20 protein-coding genes are annotated in these 20,834 nt (G+C 50.2%); 6 read left to right on the top strand and 14 right to left on the bottom strand.

What is annotated here, in order from left to right; translation table 11 throughout:
• Positions 1-133: 133 nt before the first annotated feature.
• Positions 134-1,201, bottom strand: coding sequence for an NAD(P)-dependent alcohol dehydrogenase (locus GEV47_RS13775; RefSeq protein WP_153235326.1), 1,068 nt, complete (start codon positions 1,199-1,201; stop codon positions 134-136).
• A gap of 340 nt (positions 1,202-1,541) precedes the next feature.
• Here GEV47_RS13775 and GEV47_RS13770 point away from each other — a divergent pair, with 340 nt between their 5' ends.
• The 3 genes from GEV47_RS13770 to GEV47_RS13760 are packed head-to-tail and all read left to right on the top strand — an operon-like array spanning position 1,542 to position 2,797.
• The gene (locus GEV47_RS13770; RefSeq protein ID WP_153235325.1) at positions 1,542-2,090 is read left to right on the top strand and encodes a hypothetical protein; all 549 of its coding nucleotides are present in this window, start codon (positions 1,542-1,544) and stop codon (positions 2,088-2,090) included.
• Complete coding sequence (locus tag GEV47_RS13765; protein ID WP_153235324.1) at positions 2,090-2,590, top strand: hypothetical protein; 501 nt, start codon at positions 2,090-2,092, stop codon at positions 2,588-2,590. Before GEV47_RS13770 ends, GEV47_RS13765 begins: the two co-directional genes overlap by 1 nt.
• A 45-nt stretch (positions 2,591-2,635) precedes the next feature.
• Positions 2,636-2,797 carry an SDR family NAD(P)-dependent oxidoreductase gene (locus GEV47_RS13760; RefSeq protein ID WP_153235323.1) on the top strand — a complete coding sequence of 54 codons (162 nt, stop codon included), beginning with the start codon at positions 2,636-2,638 and terminating at the stop codon, positions 2,795-2,797.
• Between the two features lie 85 nt (positions 2,798-2,882).
• Here GEV47_RS13760 and GEV47_RS13755 read toward each other — a convergent pair whose 3' ends face one another.
• A complete protein-coding gene (locus GEV47_RS13755) occupies positions 2,883-3,413 on the bottom strand; it encodes a hypothetical protein (protein ID WP_153235322.1) in 531 nt (176 codons plus the stop codon).
• Between the two features lie 161 nt (positions 3,414-3,574).
• Between GEV47_RS13755 and GEV47_RS13750 the strand changes: the two genes are divergently transcribed.
• The 3 genes from GEV47_RS13750 to GEV47_RS13740 all read left to right on the top strand — a co-directional run bounded on the left by GEV47_RS13750 (position 3,575) and on the right by GEV47_RS13740 (position 6,017).
• A complete protein-coding gene (locus tag GEV47_RS13750) occupies positions 3,575-3,817 on the top strand; it encodes a hypothetical protein (protein ID WP_153235321.1) in 243 nt (80 codons plus the stop codon).
• 717 nt (positions 3,818-4,534) lie between these two features.
• The gene (locus tag GEV47_RS19870; RefSeq protein WP_153235320.1) at positions 4,535-5,041 is read left to right on the top strand and encodes a DUF4189 domain-containing protein; all 507 of its coding nucleotides are present in this window, start codon (positions 4,535-4,537) and stop codon (positions 5,039-5,041) included.
• A gap of 226 nt (positions 5,042-5,267) precedes the next feature.
• Positions 5,268-6,017, top strand: coding sequence for an SDR family oxidoreductase (locus tag GEV47_RS13740; protein ID WP_153235319.1), 750 nt, complete (start codon positions 5,268-5,270; stop codon positions 6,015-6,017).
• A 6-nt stretch (positions 6,018-6,023) separates the two neighbouring features.
• On the opposite strand, the gene GEV47_RS13735 is transcribed toward GEV47_RS13740, so the two are convergent.
• From GEV47_RS13735 to GEV47_RS13680, 12 genes are all read right to left on the bottom strand, one after another.
• Positions 6,024-6,914: a TauD/TfdA dioxygenase family protein gene (locus GEV47_RS13735; RefSeq protein ID WP_153235318.1), complete on the bottom strand. Its 891-nt coding sequence runs from the start codon at positions 6,912-6,914 to the stop codon at positions 6,024-6,026.
• A 123-nt stretch (positions 6,915-7,037) separates the two neighbouring features.
• Positions 7,038-7,784: an ABC transporter ATP-binding protein gene (locus GEV47_RS13730; protein ID WP_153235317.1), complete on the bottom strand. Its 747-nt coding sequence runs from the start codon at positions 7,782-7,784 to the stop codon at positions 7,038-7,040.
• On the bottom strand, positions 7,781-8,557 hold the full coding sequence (locus tag GEV47_RS13725) for an ABC transporter ATP-binding protein (RefSeq protein WP_153235316.1): 777 nt from the start codon (positions 8,555-8,557) through the stop codon (positions 7,781-7,783). The genes GEV47_RS13730 and GEV47_RS13725 overlap by 4 nt, the downstream gene beginning before the upstream one ends.
• Positions 8,557-9,417, bottom strand: coding sequence for a branched-chain amino acid ABC transporter permease (locus tag GEV47_RS13720; protein WP_153235660.1), 861 nt, complete (start codon positions 9,415-9,417; stop codon positions 8,557-8,559). Before GEV47_RS13720 ends, GEV47_RS13725 begins: the two co-directional genes overlap by 1 nt.
• Positions 9,418-9,455: 38 nt before the next feature.
• Positions 9,456-10,337 (bottom strand): branched-chain amino acid ABC transporter permease, encoded by an 882-nt coding sequence (locus tag GEV47_RS13715; RefSeq protein ID WP_153235315.1) that lies wholly within the window; start codon positions 10,335-10,337, stop codon positions 9,456-9,458.
• A 77-nt stretch (positions 10,338-10,414) separates the two neighbouring features.
• The gene (locus GEV47_RS13710) at positions 10,415-10,789 is read right to left on the bottom strand and encodes a DUF1622 domain-containing protein (RefSeq protein WP_153235314.1); all 375 of its coding nucleotides are present in this window, start codon (positions 10,787-10,789) and stop codon (positions 10,415-10,417) included.
• Positions 10,790-10,844: 55 nt separating this feature from the next.
• The gene (locus tag GEV47_RS13705; RefSeq protein WP_153235313.1) at positions 10,845-12,014 is read right to left on the bottom strand and encodes an ABC transporter substrate-binding protein; all 1,170 of its coding nucleotides are present in this window, start codon (positions 12,012-12,014) and stop codon (positions 10,845-10,847) included.
• Between the two features lie 87 nt (positions 12,015-12,101).
• Entirely contained in the window at positions 12,102-13,496 is a 1,395-nt protein-coding gene (gene argH, locus GEV47_RS13700) for an argininosuccinate lyase (protein ID WP_153235312.1), read from the bottom strand.
• Between the two features lie 171 nt (positions 13,497-13,667).
• Complete coding sequence (gene moeA, locus GEV47_RS13695; RefSeq protein WP_153235311.1) at positions 13,668-14,987, bottom strand: molybdopterin molybdotransferase MoeA; 1,320 nt, start codon at positions 14,985-14,987, stop codon at positions 13,668-13,670.
• An 8-nt stretch (positions 14,988-14,995) separates the two neighbouring features.
• Complete coding sequence (mobA, locus tag GEV47_RS13690) at positions 14,996-15,640, bottom strand: molybdenum cofactor guanylyltransferase MobA (protein ID WP_153235310.1); 645 nt, start codon at positions 15,638-15,640, stop codon at positions 14,996-14,998.
• 6 nt (positions 15,641-15,646) lie between these two features.
• Positions 15,647-16,795, bottom strand: a complete 1,149-nt coding sequence (moaA, locus tag GEV47_RS13685; RefSeq protein WP_153235309.1) for a GTP 3',8-cyclase MoaA — start codon at positions 16,793-16,795, stop codon at positions 15,647-15,649.
• Positions 16,796-16,971: 176 nt separating this feature from the next.
• Positions 16,972-20,025, bottom strand: a complete 3,054-nt coding sequence (locus GEV47_RS13680; RefSeq protein WP_153235308.1) for an Rne/Rng family ribonuclease — start codon at positions 20,023-20,025, stop codon at positions 16,972-16,974.
• Positions 20,026-20,834 lie beyond the last annotated feature (809 nt).

Here is a 20,834-nt window from a genome sequence, read left to right as displayed (position 1 = left end):
GGATGACCATTTTTTATGATGCTAAGTCAGAACAAGTAAGCAATTTCAAAATCGTCGTCATCCCCGCGTTCGCGAGGATGACGTGGGTATTTTCAAATTAATTATTTGGTATTACTTAAGTAGTTGTATCAAATCAAGCAGCACTTTGTTCTTTTGTCAGAGATGCCATATCAATTACAAAGCGATATTTCACGTCGCTTTTGAGCATTCTTTCATAAGCCAGATTGATATCCTGAATCGGAATTAATTCGATATCAGAAGTGATGCCGTGTTCGGCACAGAAGTCTAACATTTCTTGCGTTTCTTTAATCCCGCCGATGAGTGATCCAGCCAGCGTACGACGCTTCATGATCAGGTTAAATACATTCGGTGATGGATGCGATTCGGCTGGTGCGCCTACCAATGTCATCGTACCGTCTCGCTTGAGCAAATTCAGAAAATTGTCCAGATTATGTGGTGCAGCGACAGTATTGAGGATGAAGTCAAAACTGTTGGCGTGTTCAGCCATTTGCTGTTCGTCTTTAGAAATGACGACTTCGTCAGCGCCTAAGCGTAATGCATCCTGCTTCTTGTCTGGAGACGTCGTAAATAACACGACATGCGCTCCCATCGCATGGGCAATTTTTACGCCCATATGACCAAGACCGCCCAAACCAACGATTCCCACTTTATGTCCTTTGCTCACGTTCCAGTGACGCAATGGCGAGTAGGTGGTGATGCCAGCGCATAGCAGAGGCGCGGCAGAGGCCGGATCGAGTTTGTCTGAGATGTGAAGAACGAATTTCTGATTGACCACAATGTTGTTAGCGTAACCGCCATAGGTGACGCCACCACTATGTTTGTCTTCAGCATTATAGGTGCCGGTGAAACCGTTTTCGCAATATTGTTCCAGGTCTTCGGCGCAACTTGGACAGTGTTGACAGGAGTCAACCAAACAGCCGACACCAGCCATTTCACCCACTTTGAAATTCTTTACATGCTCACCGACTTTGATCACCCGACCAATAATTTCATGACCCGGGACAGTCGGAAATACAGTGTTCTGCCATTCGTTGCGTGCAGTATGAAGATCGGAGTGGCACACGCCGCAATACAATATCTCGATCTGGACATCATGCGGCCCAGGTTCCCGACGTTCAAATGCAAACGGTGCTAACGGTGTTTGCGCAGTCTGCGCGGCATATCCAATAGCTTTAAGCATGGTAATTTCCTTTGTTGAGTAAAAACAAACAGCAACAAACAGCAAATTTCTGCCATTTAAGTCGATCATGGTAACGTCATCGGGAAAATAATTCTGAGCGACTCAAATTATGAATCGTCATCAAACAATGAAAGGTGAGCGGGGAGTACGTGTCGAAGAATAGTCAACTGATTGTGCATGATATCCGCTTTATCCTATCGAGCCGAAAGGAGGTGAATTTTCCAATTGCGCGTCATCACTTGCGTGGTTTTAACAATGTTTAAACCTTTTGCATGTCGAAGGAACAAAAAACTCCCATAGAATGTCAGTAGTCCTTCGTCTACTTTTATTGGGTTGAGTAATGCAGTCAAAACGGCAGTTAAAACAGCAGCAGGCAAAAAAGGTAAGTGCAGTTGTCATCATGCTGTGCGTCGCAATAGGTTTAAGTGGTTGTAATTCTCTCCTCACCGAAGGCTCAGCCAGCGCCGCTGGTGTCGGTGGTGCGGCGTTAGCGACTGCGGTGACCAATAACGCAGCGGTAGCAACTGGTATCGGTCTTGGTGTACAAGCCGGAGCACGCGCAGGCCTGCAATACTATCAACGTCAAATTCATGGGCAAGAGCAAGATACGATCGCACAATTGGCTGGCGACCTGCAAGTCGGTGGTGTGACGAACTGGGAATTTACGCCATCAATGCCGATTGAAGATGCTGGTAAAGGCCGCGTCACTGTCAGTCGTTTGATCAGCACGCAAACGATGAACTGCAAAGAAATCATTTTTTCGGTTGATACCGTCGAAAATAATCAACCACACAGCGCCTTCTACATTGCCAACATTTGCCGCGATGGCAAACAATGGAAGTGGGCTTCAGCAGAACCCGCTACCGAACGTTGGGGAGCGTTGCAGTGATGGCGGTAAGAGATCATTGTTACCGTTTATTTGCGGTTGGGTTGATGGCCGTCGTACTCACCGCGTGTAATTCAATTGGTGGATTTGCTGGTGCCGCTGCCGGCGTTGCTACCGGTGCTGTGAGCGCCAATCCTGCCGTGGGCTACGCAGTTGGTATTGGCGTACAGGCTGGCACTGATGCGGCGACTAAATACCTGTTTCGCAATATGCAGCAAGCTGAGCAAGATGCTTTAGCATCAGTGATCGGCCAATTGCAAGAAGGTGAGACCAGTTCGTGGCAGAACGATAGCAGGCTATCGTTTTCCAGAGGGCGCGGTAAAGTGACTGTCACTCGCGTGGTGCAATCGTCATTAACCGTTTGCAAGGAAGCTATTTTCTCATTGGATGATACTGACAAAATGAAGCGCGAATGGTTTACCGTGAGCGCTTGTCAGCAAGGTGAAAAGTGGAAATGGGCGGTAGCGGAGCCCGCAGTGGATAGATGGGGAAGTCTGCAGTGATGTTATTGTGAGGCTGTTCATAGGCAACCATATCAGGAGTAAACCATGCAACAACCAGTCATCATCATCACTGGCGCTGGTCGTGGAATCGGAGCCGCCACCGCAAAACTGGCAGCGGCCAAAGGCTATGCTGTATGCGTCAATTACCTTCACAATCAGAGCCCCGCTCAACGGGTAGTGGAAGACATCATTCGCAGCGGCGGCTGACGTTGCGATAGAGGCGGACGCTGCCCTTTGACCGGTGTCTGGTAGGCATTCTGCGAGAGCAGGGCGTAGTCGGATGTGCTGACCGTCATGGGGTGATCTCCTCGGCGGTCAACGTGGCGGAGAAGGTGCTGGTGGGATCTTTGTATTCCTCACGACGTGCGCGGCCGCTGTCCGTCAGGGAGGGCGCGTCTGGCTTGGTCGACTCTTCGTAGAAATGTTTGGAGAAGTAGGTGACGACTGGCGTGCCGGCTTTGATGTTCTTTAAGAAAATCGATGGGCTGAAATCCATCTTGCCGATCTTCAGCTCGATGCCGGCGGCCACCAGTTTCCATTGGCAAACGCCAAGGCCGTAGTAGTCCTCATCGACAAAGCGATCCGCATACAAGGTGCCCTTGTAGACGTTGACGCTCACATGCGTGAGTGTCAGGGGAATGTGCTCCTGCGGTACGACCGTGGCACCACTGATGGGCGTCAGCGGCACGCAACGACCATTGCTGACCTGGTAGTCAACCGAGCCGGCCACGCTGTCGAAGGAGCCCGGTGCCCCGTCGATCCTGAGCGTGATGTCGTAACGCTGCTTGGGAGTCGGATTCTGCTTGATATCAGGCTTTTTCATAGGACTACCGCAGGCGGTGGTGATCAGGGCAAGGGACAGGAGCAATGCTCCCCCAAAGAGCGGACCAAGAGCGGCCCTAGGTCGGATCATCAACATGACCGATACCTCCAGACTGTGCAACAGATGGTTTTGACCGGCGTGCGGCGACAGGCGGCGAGCACATGCCGATGGCTGACGTGATGCAGATGGTAGTGCATCATGGCTTCGCCTCCAGAGTGCATTCCTGGTCCTTCAGTCGTGAATCGCACGCCGACCTTGCCAAGATATTTCATCCACTGCGTGATTTCGTCCTTGGACGGCTCATGATGAAAGGCCACCTGCACGACGTAGGCGCCGTCATGTCCCTTGATCATCTTGAACCAGGCGATCTCTGGCTTGCGCTTTTCGTCGTTGAAGTGACATGAGTGCACCCAGAGCTGAAAGGCGTAACCGTTCTCGTCACCGTCCTTGACGGACGCGGATTCAGCGGTATTCCCGGTTCCCGACGCTCAAATGCAAACGGTGCTAACGGTGTTTGCGCAGTCTGCGCGGCATATCCAATAGCCTTAAGCATGGTAATTTCCTTTGTTGAATAAAAATAAACAGCAACAAACAGCTACAAACAGCAACAGACAGCAAATTTCTGCCATTTAAGTCGATCATGGTAACGTTATCGGGAAAATAATTCTGAGCGTTTCAAATTATGAATCGTTATTAAACAATGAGAAGTGAGGGGGAAGTACGTGTCAAAGAATAGTCAACTGACTGTTTATAATATCCACTTTATCGTGTCGAGCCGGGAGGGCGTGAATTTTCCAATTGCGCATCATCACTAGTGTTGTTTTAACAATATTTAAACCTTTTGCATGTCGAAGGAAAAAAAACTCCTATAGAATGTCAGTAGTCTTTCGTCTACTTTTATTGGGTTGAGTAATGTGGTCAAAACGGCAGTTAAAACAGCAACAGGCAAAAAAATTAAGTGCAGTTGTCGTCATGCTGTGCGTCGCAATAGGTTTAAGTGGTCAAACCGGCCAAACACAGCTGCACGGCAGTGGTGGGTTCAGCAATCTCGCCACAACGCCTCGCGGTCTCGCTCAATCCGTAGCCAACCAAGACGCCGTCAAATCCGGGGACATGCAAATATGAAAGCCTTCACTCTGATGTGCCTAATGCTTGTCATGAGCGCGATGTCTTTGCATGCAAACGCACAAAGTGCCGGATGCGCTCCTGGGGATATCCTCTCGACCGCCGGAGGCGTGAGCACCTGCTTACCGGGCAATGGGCCACCTCCGGAGCAATCTCAATCACTCGAACCCCCGCCCCCTAGGTGGGAATCGCGATGGGGCGCCATCGCCTCGGATGAGCCACATGGCGTGCTTGGCGTCTCCATCGACCAATTAAGCCAGAGCGCTGCAGAGCGAGCAGCCATGACTGATTGCAAACAAAAAGGCGGGGTCGCATGCAAAATAGAAATACCCTACCAGAACGGCTGCGTTGCGTTCACGGTAAGTGATTCTGGTTACAATGCCGCTGCCGATTCCACTATCGAGAAAGCCTCACAAAGAGGCATGAGCACATGCAAAAGCGCCGGCGCCAACAATTGTCACACTTACTACACCGCGTGCAGCCGTCCTGTCCAAGTTCACTAGACCTGCGCAAGAAGGTGAGACCAGTTCGTGGCAGAACGATAGCTGGCTATCGTTTTCCAGAAGGCGCGGTAAAGTGACTGTCACCCGCGTGGTTTACCGTAAGTGCTTGTCAACAAGGTGAAAAGTGGAAGTGGGCGGTAGCGGAGCCTGCGGTGGATAGATGGGGAAGTTTGCAGTGATGTTATTGTGAGGCTGTTCATAGGCAACCACATCAGGAGTAATCCATATGCAACAACCGGTCATCATCATCACTGGCGCTGGTCGTGGAATCGGAGCCGCCACCGCAAAACTGGCAGCGGCCAAAGGCTATGCTGTATGCGTCAATTACCTTCACAATCAGAGCTCCGCTCAACGGGTAGTGGAAGATATCATTCGCGGCGGCGGTAAAGCCTTGGCAGTAGCGGCTGACGTTGCGATAGAGGCGGACGTGCTGCGGTTGTTTAAAACCGCGACTGAACAATTGGGATCTGTCACTGCGTTGGTCAATAACGCGGGAATTTTGGAAACGCAGATGCGCGTTGATCAGATGGAGATTGCCCGATTGCAGCGCGTATTTAATACCAATATTATCGGCAGCTTTATTTGCGCACGTGAAGCAATCAAATGCATGTCTACCAGACTTGGTGGTAACGGTGGCGCAATCGTTAATCTTTCCTCTATCGCAGCACAGCTTGGTGCGCCAAATGAGTATGTGGATTACGCAGCTTCTAAGGGCGCAATTGATGCCATGACGATAGGTTTAGCCAAAGAAGTTGCAGATCAAGGCATCCGTGTCAATGCCGTGCGGCCGGGCGTGATATATACGGATATTCACGCCAGTGGCGGCGAAGCGGGGCGTGTGGATAGAGTCAAGGCCACGGTGCCGATGCAACGCGGCGGTACTGCCGACGAAGTAGCGCAGGCGATTATGTGGTTGCTATCTACAGAGGCATCGTACGTGACCGGAACATTTATTGATGTCTCAGGTGGGCGTTAATTAAAATCACTCGGGAATATCGCCCTCAACCGTAGTCCGATACAAAGTGCGCCGCAGATGCTCTGGTGTGATGGCAGCAAAATGCTGCGTACTACGGTTATCCCAAAACACCATATCGTGTGCTTGCCAATGATGACGATAAATGTTTTTCGCTGCGATAGTATGTTGATGTAAATACTGCAGCAGAGCGTCGCTATCCGCTTTATTCATGCCAACGATATGCGAGGTAAATCCTTCGTTGACGAACAATGTTTTTCGCCCGGTTTCAGGATGCGTTCTGATGACCGGATGTTCGACCTCAGGCACGGCATCTATCTGCTTTTGCGTCAGATCAGCACGCCACGGTGACAGCTTTTGCAAGCGACGATAACGGTACACATAAGAATGTACTGCGCGTTTTCCTACTAAAGTTTTTTTGATTTCCAATGGCAGCGTTTCATAGGCGTTGACCGTATTGGCGAACAGCGTATCGCCCTGCTCTGGTGGCAACTCCTGCGAGTGCAGCAATGAACCCAAACTTGGTTTTGGCATATACGATAAATCAGAATGCCAATCTGCACCCGCATCAACCAAGCCTATAGGCTGGCCATTTTCGATGACGTTGGAAACTACCAGAATTTCTGGATACCCGGCCAAATGAAAACGACTCAGCACGTGTTCTTGCAACGGGCCAAAGCGACGACTGAAAGCAATCTGCTGCTCTGGGGTGATGCGCTGATCGCGTAACACAATCACACCATAAGCCAGCAAAGCGCCACGTATGCTTGCTATATCGTGATCGGATACAGCCTGATGCAGGTCGAGGCCGATAATTTCAGCGCCCAGCGGTGTATCAAATGGACGGATTGTTAATGTCGAGGAATGCGTTGTAGCAGGGAGGTCGATAACGGCGGTCATGATGCGGCTTAATCATTGTTCATTCTCTTATTACACACCTGTTGTTGTGAGCGAACAAAGAATGATTCTTTATATGCTTATAAGAATTTTACGCATGCTTTTTGACTCAGCTTATTGACTCAGCTAACCACCCAAATACGCTTCCAGCACCTTAGGATTGTGCAGCAAGTTAGCGCCGGTATCGGCCAATACTATCTTCCCTGTCTCCAGCACAAAGCCGTGTTGGGCGATTCGCAAAGCTTGCCGGACGTTTTGCTCGACCAAAAATATCGTCAACCCAGTACGATTGATCTCTTGCACTATGCGGAATATTTCTTGCACCATCAATGGTGCCAATCCCATGGATGGCTCATCCAGCAGCAAAACACGTGGCTTTGCCATTAGTGCGCGGGCGATAGCGAGCATTTGCTGTTCGCCGCCAGAGAGATTGCCAGCTAATCCTTCCATGCGTTGCTTCAGAACTGGAAACAACGTATATACCCATTCCAGATCCAGTGCGACCTGTGCTTTGTCTTTGCGGGTATAAGCACCGAGCGCAAGGTTTTCTGCGACGGTCAGCGTGGTCAGTATGGCGCGACCTTCTGCAACTTGTACCACGCCACTCTGAACGATCTTGTGCGCCGATAATTTGCTTATGTCTACGCCATCGAATAAAACTTTGCCGCGCAATGGTTTGAGCAAACCGGAAATAGCCAGCAGAGCGGTGCTTTTTCCAGCGCCGTTGGCACCGACTAAAGCGGTAATTTCTCCTTGATTCAGAGTCAGATCGATACCTTTGACGGCGGCAATGTGGCCATATGAGACGGCCAGATCCTGTACTTGCAAAATTGGGTGCTGTTTTTGATTGAGCGAGTTGGTGTTGACGTTCATGCTGCTTCTTCCTTGCCCAAATAAGCTTCGATCACTTCTTGATTATTTTTGATTTGCTCTGGCGTGCCTTCTGCAATAATCCGGCCAAAATTCAATACGGCGATGCGATCGCATAAACCCATGACAAAGCGCATGTCATGCTCAATCATGAAAATGCTGAAACCACGTTGTTTGATGTTAAGAATTTCTGTCATCAACTCAGTTTTTTCGGATGGATTCATCCCCGCGACCGGTTCATCCAATAACAATAACTTGGGCTTGGTTGCTAATGCGCGCGCCAGTTCCAATTTCCGTTGCTCACCGTACGACAAGCTGTCTGCCAACATCTGGGCCTTGTGATCCAGCCGTACCCAAGAGAGCAATTCCAATGCACGCTCACGTGCTTGCGCTTCGCATTTGCGATAACCGCCAAGATTGAACAACATGCCAGCGAAGCCGTAATCCATATGATCATGCATACCGACCACGACGTTTTCCAGCAATGTCATTTCTTTGAAGACGCGAATATTTTGGAAGGTGCGCGCAATGCCGCGCTCGGTGATTTTGTGCGGCGCAATTTTACCGATGTCTTCACCTGCAAAAGTAATGCTGCCGCCAGATGCGCGTAACAGGCCAGTGATGAGATTCAGTACTGTGGTTTTACCAGCGCCGTTAGGGCCGATTAAACCGAAGATTTCTCCTTGCGGAACGCTTAGATTGACATCTTGCAGTACGTGCAATCCGCCAAAGCTTTTGCTGATATTGTTTAGTTGGAGCAGAGGTTGATTTTGCATCAAATGGCTCCTTTGTTTTTCTTGAAGAAGGCGCGTATTCTCCTTGGATCCCATATACCTTTCGGCAGATACAGAATCACCAACACCAAAATGATGCCATTGGCGGCGAGACGATAATCATTGAACTCGCGCAGTACTTCCGGCAATAACGTTAAAAACGTGGCGCCAATAACCGGACCGATCAGGCTGCTGATCCCGCCAAATACCGTCATCGTCAACAGCTCTACCGCTGGCTCGAAACCATAGTTGGCAGGGCCGATGGTGAAGGTGTAATGCGCATTCAAACCACCGGCAACGCCGGCAATTGTCGCTCCGATGACGAATGCCAACAGCTTGTAACCGGAAACATTGACGCCCATTAAGCGGGCAGCAATTTCATCTTCTTTAATCGCCTCAAATGCGCGCCCGATTTTGGAGCGGCGGATGCGTGCCAATACATATAAGGTTACGCCCAGCAGCAATACGATATGCCACCACTCGGTGATCGGAGGAATGCCATTTAATCCTAATGGTCCGCCGGTAATGTCCATATTCAGCAATACCACGCGAACGACCTCGCCAAAGCCCAGCGTCGCCATCGCTAAATACACACCGGATAATCGTAGTGTCGGAATTCCGATGATTAACGCCACCAAAGCGGGCAATGCGCCACCTGCAGCGAGTGCAATTGGAAATGGCAAGCTGGTATTCATCGAGATCAAGGCGGCGGTATAAGCGCCTATGCCCATGAAAGCTGCATTAGCTAACGACAGTAAGCCGCAAGACAGCGTGACATAAATCGACAGCGCCAACATCGCGTTGACGCCTATACTAAAGATGACTGTGTTGTAGGTTGCCCAGAAACCATCCCACCAATCCATGAAGTTAACGCCTCCTAAGCCTGCGAATAGTGCCTCCATCATGCTTTCCTTTCCAGCACTTTGCCAAACATGCCAGCAGGTCGAACCAGCAAAATCAAAAACAACAATCCAAAACCGACCGCATCACGGTAATCGCTGGACAGATATGCCACCGTCAACACTTCTGCAAAGCCAAGGAACAAGCCAGCGATCATGGCACCACGGATATCACCCATCCCACCCAGGATAATCACGGCGATACCTTTATGCAGCATAGGTTGCCCCATGAAAGGGGTAATCGCATTAAACGACAGGCCAACCAACACGCCCGCAGCTCCACCCAATGCTGCAGCGGCAAATGAAGTTAGATAAAACAAACCTTCGACATTGATGCCGAGCAGATAAGCTGCTTTTGGTGATTCAGCAATGGCGCGTAATGCACGGCCCAACTGCGTGCGGCGCATGACCAATAACAGAACCAGCATCAAGATAAACGCAATCACTACGATCCCTATTTGCACTGCGGTCACATGCAGATTACCTAGCGTGAAACTGTTCTCTGGAATCGTGCCAGCTGGGAAGCGTTTATTCTCTGCGCCAAATAAGCCTTGTGCCAAACTGGTCAAAATGATGGCGACGCCGATGGTCGCAATCATCGGCGCCAAGTGTGGCGCATTGCGTTTGCGCAGTGGTCGCAGTACCAGATAATCGACGATCAAGCCAATCAGTCCAGAAACCAGCATCGCTGCGAACATGGCTAGCCATAGCGGCATTGCCATTTTATCGACCAGCAGCAGAGCGACATAACTACCCAGCATGAAAATCGCACCGTGCGATAGATTGATTACGCCGAGTACGCCAAATACCAGCGTGAAGCCAAGCGCGAACAGCGCATAGACGCTGCCGAGAGAGAGGGCGTTGATGAGTTGTTGTAGAAGCATAGGGAAATTTTGGAATTTATCCCCTCTTCCGTTGGCGGAAGAGGGTTAGAGGGAAGGCGGTTACAAAGGTTCTGCGATTATTGCGCTTCGACACTTACTGAAGATTTCTTTCCGCTAGGTTTATCATCTTCTGAAGCCTTCAACTCCCGCTCCAGAAAGAAATTCAAAGCTGTTCGCAATACTGCAATTGCGGCCAGCTTGCCAATCTCATCCCAGGTCGGTGCTATGGCCGTTGTCAGAATATCGGCGCCGAGCAACAACTCCAGCGACAACGCCAATGAACTACCAAACTGAATACGCAGAGCCTGGTTGATACTGCCATTGTCTTGCTTGAAGATGTTTTGCAGATAGCCGTATAAAAATCGACATAGGGCTACTGCAATCACAACAGCAGCGATCATGTCAACTACGCTGCTTAATTCTTTGGTGATGAGCTCGGCGAGTTCTTTCATGGGGCGGCTTGATGTGTAAGTTGAAAGGGAAAACCAAACAGTCTACACAATCAATCTACTTCAACAACACAAACTTTCCGCCTTCAGCGATATTCACAATCGCATCTTGCTGTGCGTCGTAACCCACTTCTTTACCTTTTACTGCAGGCGCTTTACGGAAGGCGAATTTGCCAGTCGCGCCGTCGATTTTGACTGCAGGCAGGGCATCACGCAAAGCGATGCGGTCAGCTGGCAAATTCGCTGTGAGTTTGACGTTTTTCAATGCTGCCGCAACGACATGTAAAGCGTCATAGGCTTGTGCTGCAAACTGATCCGGATCGCTACCGAATTTGGCTTTGTAGGCTGCCATGAACGCTTTATTGGCTGGTGTCATGTTTTCGGATGACCACGGGCTGCCCATGATGGTGCCGTCGCCTGCCGTTTTGGCGATTTCAAATAGCTTGGGGGAATTCAATCCATTGCCGCCGATGAAAGGCTGTTTCATGCCGAGCGAGCGGGTTTGTAAAATGATGTTGGCGGCTTCTTCGGTCAGGCAAGAGCAAACGATGGCATCAGGATTACTCGCTTTGATTTTTGTCAGTTGCGCTTTGAAATCGACATCACCTTTGGCGTAAGCTTCAGTGGTCGTTACCGGAACATTCTGTTGCGCCAGCGTAGCTTTGAAAACGTCGTAACCGCTCTTGGTGAACGCATCGTCATTGCCGTAAATGATGGCGACTTTTTTCAAGCCGAAATGCTTGACAGCTGCTTTGGTGGTAATGGGCAAGACGTCCGCTTCCATCACAGAGTTACGGAAAGTAAACGGCCCCATTGCGGTAATGCCATCGGCAGTATTGCTAGTGCCGAATGCCACGACTTTTGACGCATTGGCAATCGGATCAGCTGCAAAGGCAGAATTGGACAACGTCGGGCCAAACACTAACAACACTTTGTCTTGAAAAATCAATTTTTTGAAAACGTTGATGGCTTCTTCTTTTTTGCCCTGTTCATCAGCAACGACTAATACCAATTTATTGCCATTGACGCCGCCTTGAGCGTTGACTTCATCCGCCGCTAGTGTGAAGCCATTTTTAATGGCAACGCCGTATTTCGCCGCCGGGCCGGTGAGTGCTGCAGCCAGGCCTAGTTTGACGTCTGCGGCTAGTGCTGAATGTGCCAGGGTTGCGCTTAATACGAGGGTGGTGACGGTTTTGAGGGCGGTGCTTAGCGGTTTAGTGAATTGCATAGAGATCTCCCGATAATGTTTTTATAGTGACATGCGATGCTACACGTTTTCCCCTCTCCCAAAAGTGGATGAGGGGAGTGCGCTAATTTACTTCAATTGCTCACGCAAATACGCAATTGCCAATCGTACCTGACGCGGTGCAGTACCACCAATATGATCGCGTGCGGCCACTGATCCTTCCAGCGTTAATACCTCAAATACATCCGCAGCGACCAACGGCGAAAATGTCTGCAACTGTTCTAATGACATCTCGCTTAAATCGCAACCTTGATCGACGCAATGACGTACTGCCAGCGCTACCGCTTCGTGCGCATCACGGAACGGCAAGCCTTTTTTAACCAGATAATCTGCCAGATCCGTAGCAGTAGCATAGCCTTGCAAGGCTGCAGCACGCATTGCCTCTGGCTTGACACTGATGCCGGTTGCCATATCGGCGAAGATGCGCAAAGTATCAGTTAGGGTATCAACGGTGTCGAACAGTGGCTCTTTGTCTTCTTGATTGTCTTTGTTGTAGGCCAGTGGCTGGCCTTTCATTAACGTCAGCAGGGCGATCAAATGACCATTAACGCGTCCGGTTTTGCCACGCGCCAGTTCTGGTACGTCAGGGTTTTTCTTTTGCGGCATGATCGACGAACCGGTACAGAAACGGTCAGCAATGTCGATGAAACCTACGCGTGGGCTCATCCAGATCACCAACTCTTCAGACATGCGCGAAATGTGCGTCATGACCAGCGCTGCCGCGGCACAGAACTCAATTGCGAAGTCGCGATCCGAAACGGCATCAAGTGAGTTGCGGCAAACGTCATCAAAACCCAAGGTACTGGCTACGCGCAAACGATCGATCGGGAAAGTCGTACCTGCCAACGCTGCGGCACCTAGCGGCAGGCGATTGACGCGCTTGCGGCAATCCGCCATCCGCTCAGCATCGCGGCCAAACATTTCTACGTAAGCCAGAATGTGATGGCCGAATGTGATCGGCTGCGCCACTTGCATATGGGTGAAACCGGGCAAAATAGTGTCGGCGTGTTTTTCTGCTAATGCCAGCAAAGATAAACGCAATTCACGCAACAAACCGTTGATGTCGTCAATTGCGCCGCGCAAATACAGGCGGATATCGGTGGCGACCTGATCGTTACGTGAGCGCCCCGTATGCAAACGCTTGCCGGCGTCGCCAACCAGTTCGGTCAGTCGTTTTTCGATGTTCAGATGCACGTCTTCCAAATCCAGTAGCCACTCAAATTTCCCGGAGGAAATTTCCTCCTGGATTTGGGCCATTCCTTTTTGAATCGCAGCATAGTCAGTGGCACTGATGATTTTTTGGTGCGCTAGCATGTCGGCATGCGCGAGTGATCCTTGGATATCGACTTGGGCCAGGCGCTTATCAAAAAAGACAGATGCTGTGTAGCGTTTGACAAGGTCGGAAACCGGCTCCGAAAAACGGGCGGACCAGGCTTCTGCTTTTTTGGAAAATTGTTCTGTCATGGTGTGATGCTCAGTTGAATGGTGAGTGGACTAAATTCTAATTAACACTGGATTATAAAACATGCGCGGCTTTACGCCGCAATGACTGTATTTGCCCGGGATATTTGATTTTCTGTAACTTGTTGCGCCATTTCCGCTAATGCGGAGATGCATTTTTCAATTACTTATTTATTAAGTCAATCCGTCAAACAAAATTACGTCAACCTGATCGCCCGTCGCTGCATCAGCTTGATCATGGCTTAATACGATGATGCAATTGGCTTCCGTCATGGAACGCAGAATGCCAGAACCTTGCGCGCTTGTCGGGCGCACTGACCAAGTACCGTCTTCTGTCGGACTCAACAACCCACGTTGATACTCAGTGCGGCCAGGGCGTTTGCGGATTGCGTTAGCAAGCGGTGCGCGCATTAAGGGTAACGGCGAAACTTGCGCACCCATCATCTGTAATAAGGCATCACGCACGAAGAAATAAAACGACACCATCACGGCGACAGGATTGCCCGGCAATCCGAAAAAAGGAATCGCTTGCTGGGTCGAACTATTGATACTGCCAAACGCGAATGGTCGACCAGGGCGCATGGCGATTTTCCAGAAAGCGACTTCTCCCAATTGCGCCATCATGTGCTTCGTATGATCGGCATCGCCGACCGATACGCCGCCGGAGGTGATGATTGCATCAGCTTGATCTGCTGCATCAAGGAAGGCTTTTTTCAGTGCGATTGGGTCATCTTTTATTACTCCCATATCGATCACCTCGCAACCTAGTCGGGTCAGCATGCCATGCAAAGTGTAGCGATTTGAATCATAGACGCAGCCAGGATCCAGCATGTCGCCAACCGCACGCAGTTCGTCGCCGGTCGAGAAAAAAGCGACCCGCAGACGGCGTTGCACAGGTACTTCAGCAATACCTAATGATGCTAATAAACCTAGGTCAGCAGGGCGCAAAATGCGACCCTGATGGAGTGCGGTGGCACCGGCTTGCAGATCTTCGCCTGCCAGGCGTCGATTGGCGCCAGCGATCACTGATGCCGCCGTAATCGTAATGTGTTCGCCTGTGATCGTCTGAACCAATTCTTGCGGTATCACTGTATCGGCGCCATCAGGTAGCAGGGCGCCGGTCATGATGCGTATCGCTTGGTTGGCCTCGACTTTCTCCAGATAAGCATGTCCGGCATGTGCAGTGCCGACGACTTGTAATACGGTATCGCCTTTCGCTTGCAAATCGATGCCGCGTAATGCATAGCCATCCATCGCCGAATTGTCGTAAGCAGGAACATTGATCGGTGACGTGATATCGCTGCCCAATACACGATCCAGCGCACTACGAATGGCGATTTTTTCGACAGCAGAAATGGGAGTTAAACCGTTACCAATGAAGCGACGGATAATGGCATGCGCTTGCGTTATCGATAATGCTTCTGGATCGTAATCGGAGAGGCAACTGATGGCGGCCGATAGGGCGTTTGCTGGCGACTTTTTAGGAGATGGCATCGGCTTTTTTAGTTTGAGTTTGCGGCTGGTGCTGATACGGATAATAACTCTTCCATTGTATTGATATTTTGAAAAGCAGCCGTGTCGTCAAACGGCACTTCAACGAAACGCTGACGACGATACCAGTTTTCGATTTTTCGACCGCCTTCTTGCAAGTAACAATCAAGGCCGTTGCTTAAGCTGGTTTTCAGCAGCATAAAAACCGGTTGAGCTTGTGTCGGCTTTTCTGTGTCAGTTGTCGCTATTGTTACTGCGACCGCCAGATCGGCTTCATTGGTTTCAAGCGCCGTAAATAAGCGCTGCACCAAGTCGTTCGGTAAAAATGGTGAGTCGCATGGTGCGGTAACCAAAAAGGGCGTCGAACAATGACGTAGACCTGCCTGAATACCAGCCAAAGGTCCGGCAAAATCATCATTTTGGTCGGGATAAACCGGTACGCCGAAAGCGGCATAGTCGAATAGATTGCGATTGGCATTGATGATGACAGTGGCAACCTGTGGCGATAGTCGGGCGATCACATGGGAAATCATGGCTACGCCGTTGAGCAGCTGCAGACCTTTGTCGACGCCTCCCATGCGATTGCCGCGCCCACCGGCAATGATGAGACCAGTGATGCAATCTGTATTGGAGGCGATGGTCTGATCTGTCTGCATAAGAAGTTATCCGCCAATGTAAGACATCTCTACTTTTTTTCTAGTAGATGTCAGGCCTTCCGTATTTTGTGATCGTAACTGGGAATATCTGTCTTCACGTGTGCGCCAAAGTTGTGCGATAACGGTCGCCAGTTCGGCGTCGCTGGCTTCTGATGTAGATGATTCGGAAGATAATTCATTACGCAACAAACCGCGTAAATCATGACCTTCAGTGGCGAATAAGCAGGTGTATAACTTGCCTTCTGTCGATAAGCGCGCACGGCTGCAGTCGCCGCAAAAAGCTTGTGTGACGCTGGAGATCACGCCAATTTCGCCACCACCTTCATCCGTATAGCGCCAACGTTGCGCGGTTTCACCAGCATAGTTAGCGGAGATTGCCTCCATGGCAAATGCGCTTTGTATGCGTGCTATGACTTCTGCCGATGGCACGACTTCATCCATCTTCCAACCATTGGAAGCGCCGACATCCATGTATTCGATAAAACGCAGGATGTAAGGTGAGTCTTTGAAATAGCGCGCCATTGGTAAAATTTCTTGGTCATTTACACCGCGCTTGACCACCATATTGACTTTAATTGGCGCCAGGCCAACGGCGTGCGCAACATCCAGTCCATGCAATACATCGCTAACCGGGAAGTCGGCGTCGTTCATCTGTTTGAAGATGGTTTCGTCTATCGCATCCAACGAAACCGTGACACGTTTGAGACCTGCGTCTTTCAACGCCTGCGCTTTTTTCGCTAATAACGCACCATTGGTGGTGAGCGTCAAATCAATCTCTTGTCCATCTGGCGTCTTCAGCGCGCTCAGCATGGCAATGAGTTTTTCAATATTTTTGCGTAGTAATGGCTCGCCGCCGGTTAAACGGATTTTATGTACGCCGTGGGCAATGAAGACTTTGGCCAGACGCGTGATTTCTTCAAATGTCAGTAATGCACTATGCGGCAGAAAAACATAATCTTTATCAAATACTTCACGCGGCATGCAGTACACGCAACGGAAATTGCAGCGATCCGTCACCGAAATACGCAAGTCATGCAACGGCCGTCCCAATGTGTCCGACAGCAAGCCAGTCGGCGTTTCCAGAACGCCAGCGCGCTTCAGCGGAGATGGGGCAAGGTGACGATGATCCGTCAGTGGGATGACTTTCTTGGTCATGATGTCATCTGATTAGAATATTAGAAATAACAGTATTGCAGATAAAAGAACAAGATAGCACGATGACGGGTTTGGTGCTGTAGTAGAAAATTAGCAATAAACCGAAAGAGAATGCAGACGTTAAAAAAGGGAGCTTTGAGGCTCCCTTCTTCATTTATAGCCTGCTTACTCAGTGCTTATTGATGCCGTTGTGTTTCCACCTGCACCAATGGCTCACTTGCTTGTGCTGGCTGTGGCTTGCGTTCACGTGGCACGCGTGGAGTGGCGACAATTTTTGACGCTTCCTCTTGTGCCGCACGTAGCTTGGCCGGATTAGTTGCTGCCAACGTCAACCCAGCAGATGCTAAAACACTTTGCAAATCGTCGATGCTGGCAGACGGGATGATAGGCGTAGGGGTTGGCGCAACAGTAATAACCGGAGCAACGATAACCGGAGCAACTGGAACGACAACAGCTGGAGCTGGTGCCGGAGCTGAAACAGTCTCGACTGCGGCCTCAGCTACGGTTTCAGTCGCTGGCATTGTAACTACTGGTGCTGGTGTCACAGGCTCCATTGATGCGACAGGTGCCGCTGGTGCCACAGGTGCCTCAACAACCGGCGCAGCTGGCGCAGGAATCACCACAGCAGGCTCAACCGGCTGAACCGATGTCGGTACCACCGTTGCAACCACTTCAGCAACACTCACCTCTGCGGTAACTTGCTGCGGTGCTGTTGGTGCAGCGATGGCATTGGACAAAGCCGAGGTTGTTTCAGCGATAGGTGCTGCTATTGCAGCTGCCGGCTCTGCTGGAACCGCTGGAATCGTTACCACGATAGGTGCAGCAGTAACTACCGCGGCGCTCTCAACCACACTTGCCCAACTGGCGTTTGTATTGTCACTACTTTCAACGATAGCTTCAGCGTTGTTTTCAGTGTCAGCATTGGTATTTTCACCAGTGTCGGTAGTCGTGTCGCGATCACGGCGATTACGGTTACGGCCACCGCGACGACGACGACGACGTGGCTCATCACCGGTTTCTGTCGAGGCATTCGCATCAACCTGTTCCGCATCCGGAGCAATATCAACAATCGCCGGAGGTGGCGTATTTAACAGAGCCTCATCCAGTTTTGGCGCATTAGCGTTTTCTTTACGTTCTTCGCGAGGAGGGCGTGGCGCACGCTCATTGCGACGACCGCCTTCGCGTCCTTCATTTTTCGTTTCTTTGTCGTCATTGCGAACATCGTTTTGTTCACGTGTTTCTTTAGATTCCGCTTTGGATTCTTTAGGTTCACGTGGCTCACGCGGAGGTCGTGGTTGACGTTGCGGTTTGTTTTCAGTTGCCGCAACATCGGCTACGGCTGCTTGCTTTTTGTTGCCACTGTCTGCCCGTGTTTCACTCGCTGTGCCATCTTCAGTGCGATTGCGGCCACTGCGATTGCGATTGCGTTGATTGCGATTGCGATCATTGGCACGCTCACCGCGTTCGCGGTTCGCAGCTTTGGTATCAACTACTGGCGCTGCTACAGGTTCTGCTGGTGCTTTAAAGAAGGCAATAATTTTCGAGAAGAAACCAGTGCCGACAGCCGCTACAACTGGCGCTGCACTAGCTGATTTGCGTTCTACCCGTTCAACGATAGGTGCTGGCTGGTCTGGCGTGATGCCTTTGACTACGGCTTCCTGACGCGGTTTGATATCTTCTTTTTTGCCTTTGCTATAGCTGATATCGGTATCAACTTGCTCGGCCATCGTGTAGCTGGCTTGTGTTTCTTCCAGGCGAGGATCATCGTGCTTCAAGCGGTCTAGCTTGTAGTGCGGCGTTTCCAGATGCTTGTTCGGAATTAAAATCACGGCAACGCGATGACGGGTTTCGATTTTGAGAATCTCACCACGCTTTTCGTTCAGCAAGAAACCGGCGACATCAACCGGTGCTTGAACGTGAATGGTTGCTGAATTTTCTTTCATTGCTTCTTCCTGAATGATACGCAGGACTTGCAATGCAGACGATTCAGTGTCGCGGATGTGGCCGGTGCCGTTACAACGCGGGCAAGTGACATGGCTGCCTTCGGACAGCGATGGACGCAGACGTTGACGTGACAATTCCATTAAGCCGAAGCGCGAAATCTTGCCCATTTGGACACGTGCGCGGTCATAGCGCAAAGCATCCTTCAGACGAGTTTCGACTTCGCGTTGATTCTTGGCATTCTCCATGTCGATGAAATCGATCACGATCAAACCACCCAAATCGCGCAAACGCAATTGACGCGCAACTTCTTCCGCTGCTTCGCAATTGGTATTGAATGCAGTGGTTTCGATATCGCTGCCACGGGTGGCGCGTGCCGAGTTGACGTCAACTGAAACCAAAGCTTCAGTGTGGTCAATCACAATAGCGCCGCCGGACGGTAGCGGTACGGTACGTGAATAAGCGGTTTCGATTTGATGTTCGATCTGGAAGCGCGAGAACAGTGGCACGTCATCGCGATAGCGTTTGACGCGATGCACCATATCTGGCATCACGTGTGCCATGAATTGCTGGGCTTGATCGTAAATGTCGTCGGTATCGATCAGAATTTCGCCGATATCCGGTTGGAAATAATCGCGGATGGCACGGATGACTAAAGACGATTCTTGATAAATCAGGAAAGCGCCATTGCCTTGTGTGCTAGCGCCTTCGATTGCGCGCCAAAGTTGCATCAGATAGTTTAAATCCCATTGCAACTCATCAACATTGCGGCCAATACCTGCTGTACGAGCAATGACTGACATGCCGCTAGGCAAGTCAAGTTTGTCCATGGTTTCACGCAGTTCTTGACGGTCTTCTCCCTCAACGCGACGCGAAACACCACCACCGCGTGGGTTGTTTGGCATCAATACCAAATAGCGTCCAGCCAGAGAAACGAAAGAGGTTAGCGCCGCACCTTTATTGCCGCGCTCTTCTTTTTCGACCTGAACCATGATTTCCTGCCCCTCACGTAATGCTTCCTTGATGGAAACATTACGTACGTCGACACCTTCTTTAAAGTAGGTGCGGGCGACTTCTTTGAATGGTAAAAAGCCGTGACGCTCTTCGCCATAGTTGACGAAGCAGGCTTCTAGCGATGGTTCGATGCGGGTAATGACACCCTTGTAGATATTGGACTTGCGTAATTCGCGTCCAGTAGTTTCGATATCAATATCGATGAGTTTTTGCCCATCAACAATAGCTACACGCAATTCTTCTTGCTGCGTAGCATTAAACAACATGCGTTTCATTTTTTTCGCTCCATGACCCTTAGGTCAATTCTATGTCGCTTAAGATTGCAGGCTGCAGCGTTCTTTCAACGCACCGCAACGTTTTTGCAACTTTGTCAGCGACAAAATAAGGGATGTACGCGAGGAGATAATGTCTGGGAGGGAACTGCCTTGGTGTGTCAGCAATCGTTCATAAAATGAAAGAAGCTGAGGGCACGACGGGGCGCGGATGTAGCGTTGCCGCATGTTGAATCAAGCTGCTATCAACTTTTTGCATCACAGTGGCGCGGTGCAAAATAAATTTTGCAAAAACATATTGCGCGCATAAGGCCAGCGGTGAGCTAAATTAATAGTTAACAACAAAACTTGAGCTCAACAAAAACAGCAAAAAGGTTCTTTAAACCAACGCACTACATCAACCAGCGAGCTTGTCACATTCAACATTCATCTTGAGAAAATTTTTCACCAATCAAAACGTATGTCAATCTCGCCGGACTTTATCCTATTCATCCAAACATGTAATCCAACATCCGTGCGCGTTACGGGTATCTCGGCAAACTTACTGCGCGGCGTAATCTTGAAGCTGCGATGCTCGCCGTACCCGTACGGCTGCACTTCTTTCTTCAATCTTCCGCCGCTCGCTACGGTTTTCCGAGCCACCCTATCCGATGACAACAACGGTGCGACCTTGATTCGCGCAGAGGTGATGCGTACACAATTTTCCATCAAATTTGCAAATTGGCGAGGCTGGTGGAGACGCCCCTGTGTAGAATGCTCTTTTTATTCTTACACCAGCAGTGACTTGTTGATTTATAAATATCATCACCGCC

It is taken from the genome of Glaciimonas soli (assembly GCF_009497155.1).
In the GTDB taxonomy this organism is placed as follows: Bacteria; Pseudomonadota; Gammaproteobacteria; order Burkholderiales; family Burkholderiaceae_D; genus Glaciimonas; species Glaciimonas soli.
The sequence above is the reverse complement of the archived record's forward strand: the minus strand, read 5'-3'. Positions and strand labels throughout refer to the sequence as shown.

Bases quoted from the DNA above. Each gene is read 5' to 3' on its own strand.
- argH (WP_153235312.1), bottom strand. From the start codon at position 13,496: ATGACAGAACAATTTTCCAAAAAAGCAGAAGCCTGGTCCGCCCGTTTT.
- GEV47_RS13720 (WP_153235660.1), bottom strand. From the start codon at position 9,417: ATGGATTGGTGGGATGGTTTCTGGGCAACCTACAACACAGTCATCTTT.
- GEV47_RS13740 (WP_153235319.1), top strand. From the start codon at position 5,268: ATGCAACAACCGGTCATCATCATCACTGGCGCTGGTCGTGGAATCGGA.
- GEV47_RS13730 (WP_153235317.1), bottom strand. From the start codon at position 7,784: ATGAACGTCAACACCAACTCGCTCAATCAAAAACAGCACCCAATTTTG.
- GEV47_RS13735 (WP_153235318.1), bottom strand. From the start codon at position 6,914: ATGACCGCCGTTATCGACCTCCCTGCTACAACGCATTCCTCGACATTA.
- GEV47_RS13680 (WP_153235308.1), bottom strand. From the start codon at position 20,025: ATGAAACGCATGTTGTTTAATGCTACGCAGCAAGAAGAATTGCGTGTA.
- GEV47_RS13725 (WP_153235316.1), bottom strand. From the start codon at position 8,557: ATGCAAAATCAACCTCTGCTCCAACTAAACAATATCAGCAAAAGCTTT.
- GEV47_RS13715 (WP_153235315.1), bottom strand. From the start codon at position 10,337: ATGCTTCTACAACAACTCATCAACGCCCTCTCTCTCGGCAGCGTCTAT.
- GEV47_RS13765 (WP_153235324.1), top strand. From the start codon at position 2,090: ATGGCGGTAAGAGATCATTGTTACCGTTTATTTGCGGTTGGGTTGATG.
- GEV47_RS13770 (WP_153235325.1), top strand. From the start codon at position 1,542: ATGCAGTCAAAACGGCAGTTAAAACAGCAGCAGGCAAAAAAGGTAAGT.
- moaA (WP_153235309.1), bottom strand. From the start codon at position 16,795: ATGACCAAGAAAGTCATCCCACTGACGGATCATCGTCACCTTGCCCCA.
- GEV47_RS13775 (WP_153235326.1), bottom strand. From the start codon at position 1,201: ATGCTTAAAGCTATTGGATATGCCGCGCAGACTGCGCAAACACCGTTA.
- mobA (WP_153235310.1), bottom strand. From the start codon at position 15,640: ATGCAGACAGATCAGACCATCGCCTCCAATACAGATTGCATCACTGGT.
- GEV47_RS13760 (WP_153235323.1), top strand. From the start codon at position 2,636: ATGCAACAACCAGTCATCATCATCACTGGCGCTGGTCGTGGAATCGGA.
- GEV47_RS13710 (WP_153235314.1), bottom strand. From the start codon at position 10,789: ATGAAAGAACTCGCCGAGCTCATCACCAAAGAATTAAGCAGCGTAGTT.
- GEV47_RS13755 (WP_153235322.1), bottom strand. From the start codon at position 3,413: ATGAAAAAGCCTGATATCAAGCAGAATCCGACTCCCAAGCAGCGTTAC.
- moeA (WP_153235311.1), bottom strand. From the start codon at position 14,987: ATGCCATCTCCTAAAAAGTCGCCAGCAAACGCCCTATCGGCCGCCATC.
- GEV47_RS19870 (WP_153235320.1), top strand. From the start codon at position 4,535: ATGAAAGCCTTCACTCTGATGTGCCTAATGCTTGTCATGAGCGCGATG.
- GEV47_RS13705 (WP_153235313.1), bottom strand. From the start codon at position 12,014: ATGCAATTCACTAAACCGCTAAGCACCGCCCTCAAAACCGTCACCACC.
- GEV47_RS13750 (WP_153235321.1), top strand. From the start codon at position 3,575: ATGCCGATGGCTGACGTGATGCAGATGGTAGTGCATCATGGCTTCGCC.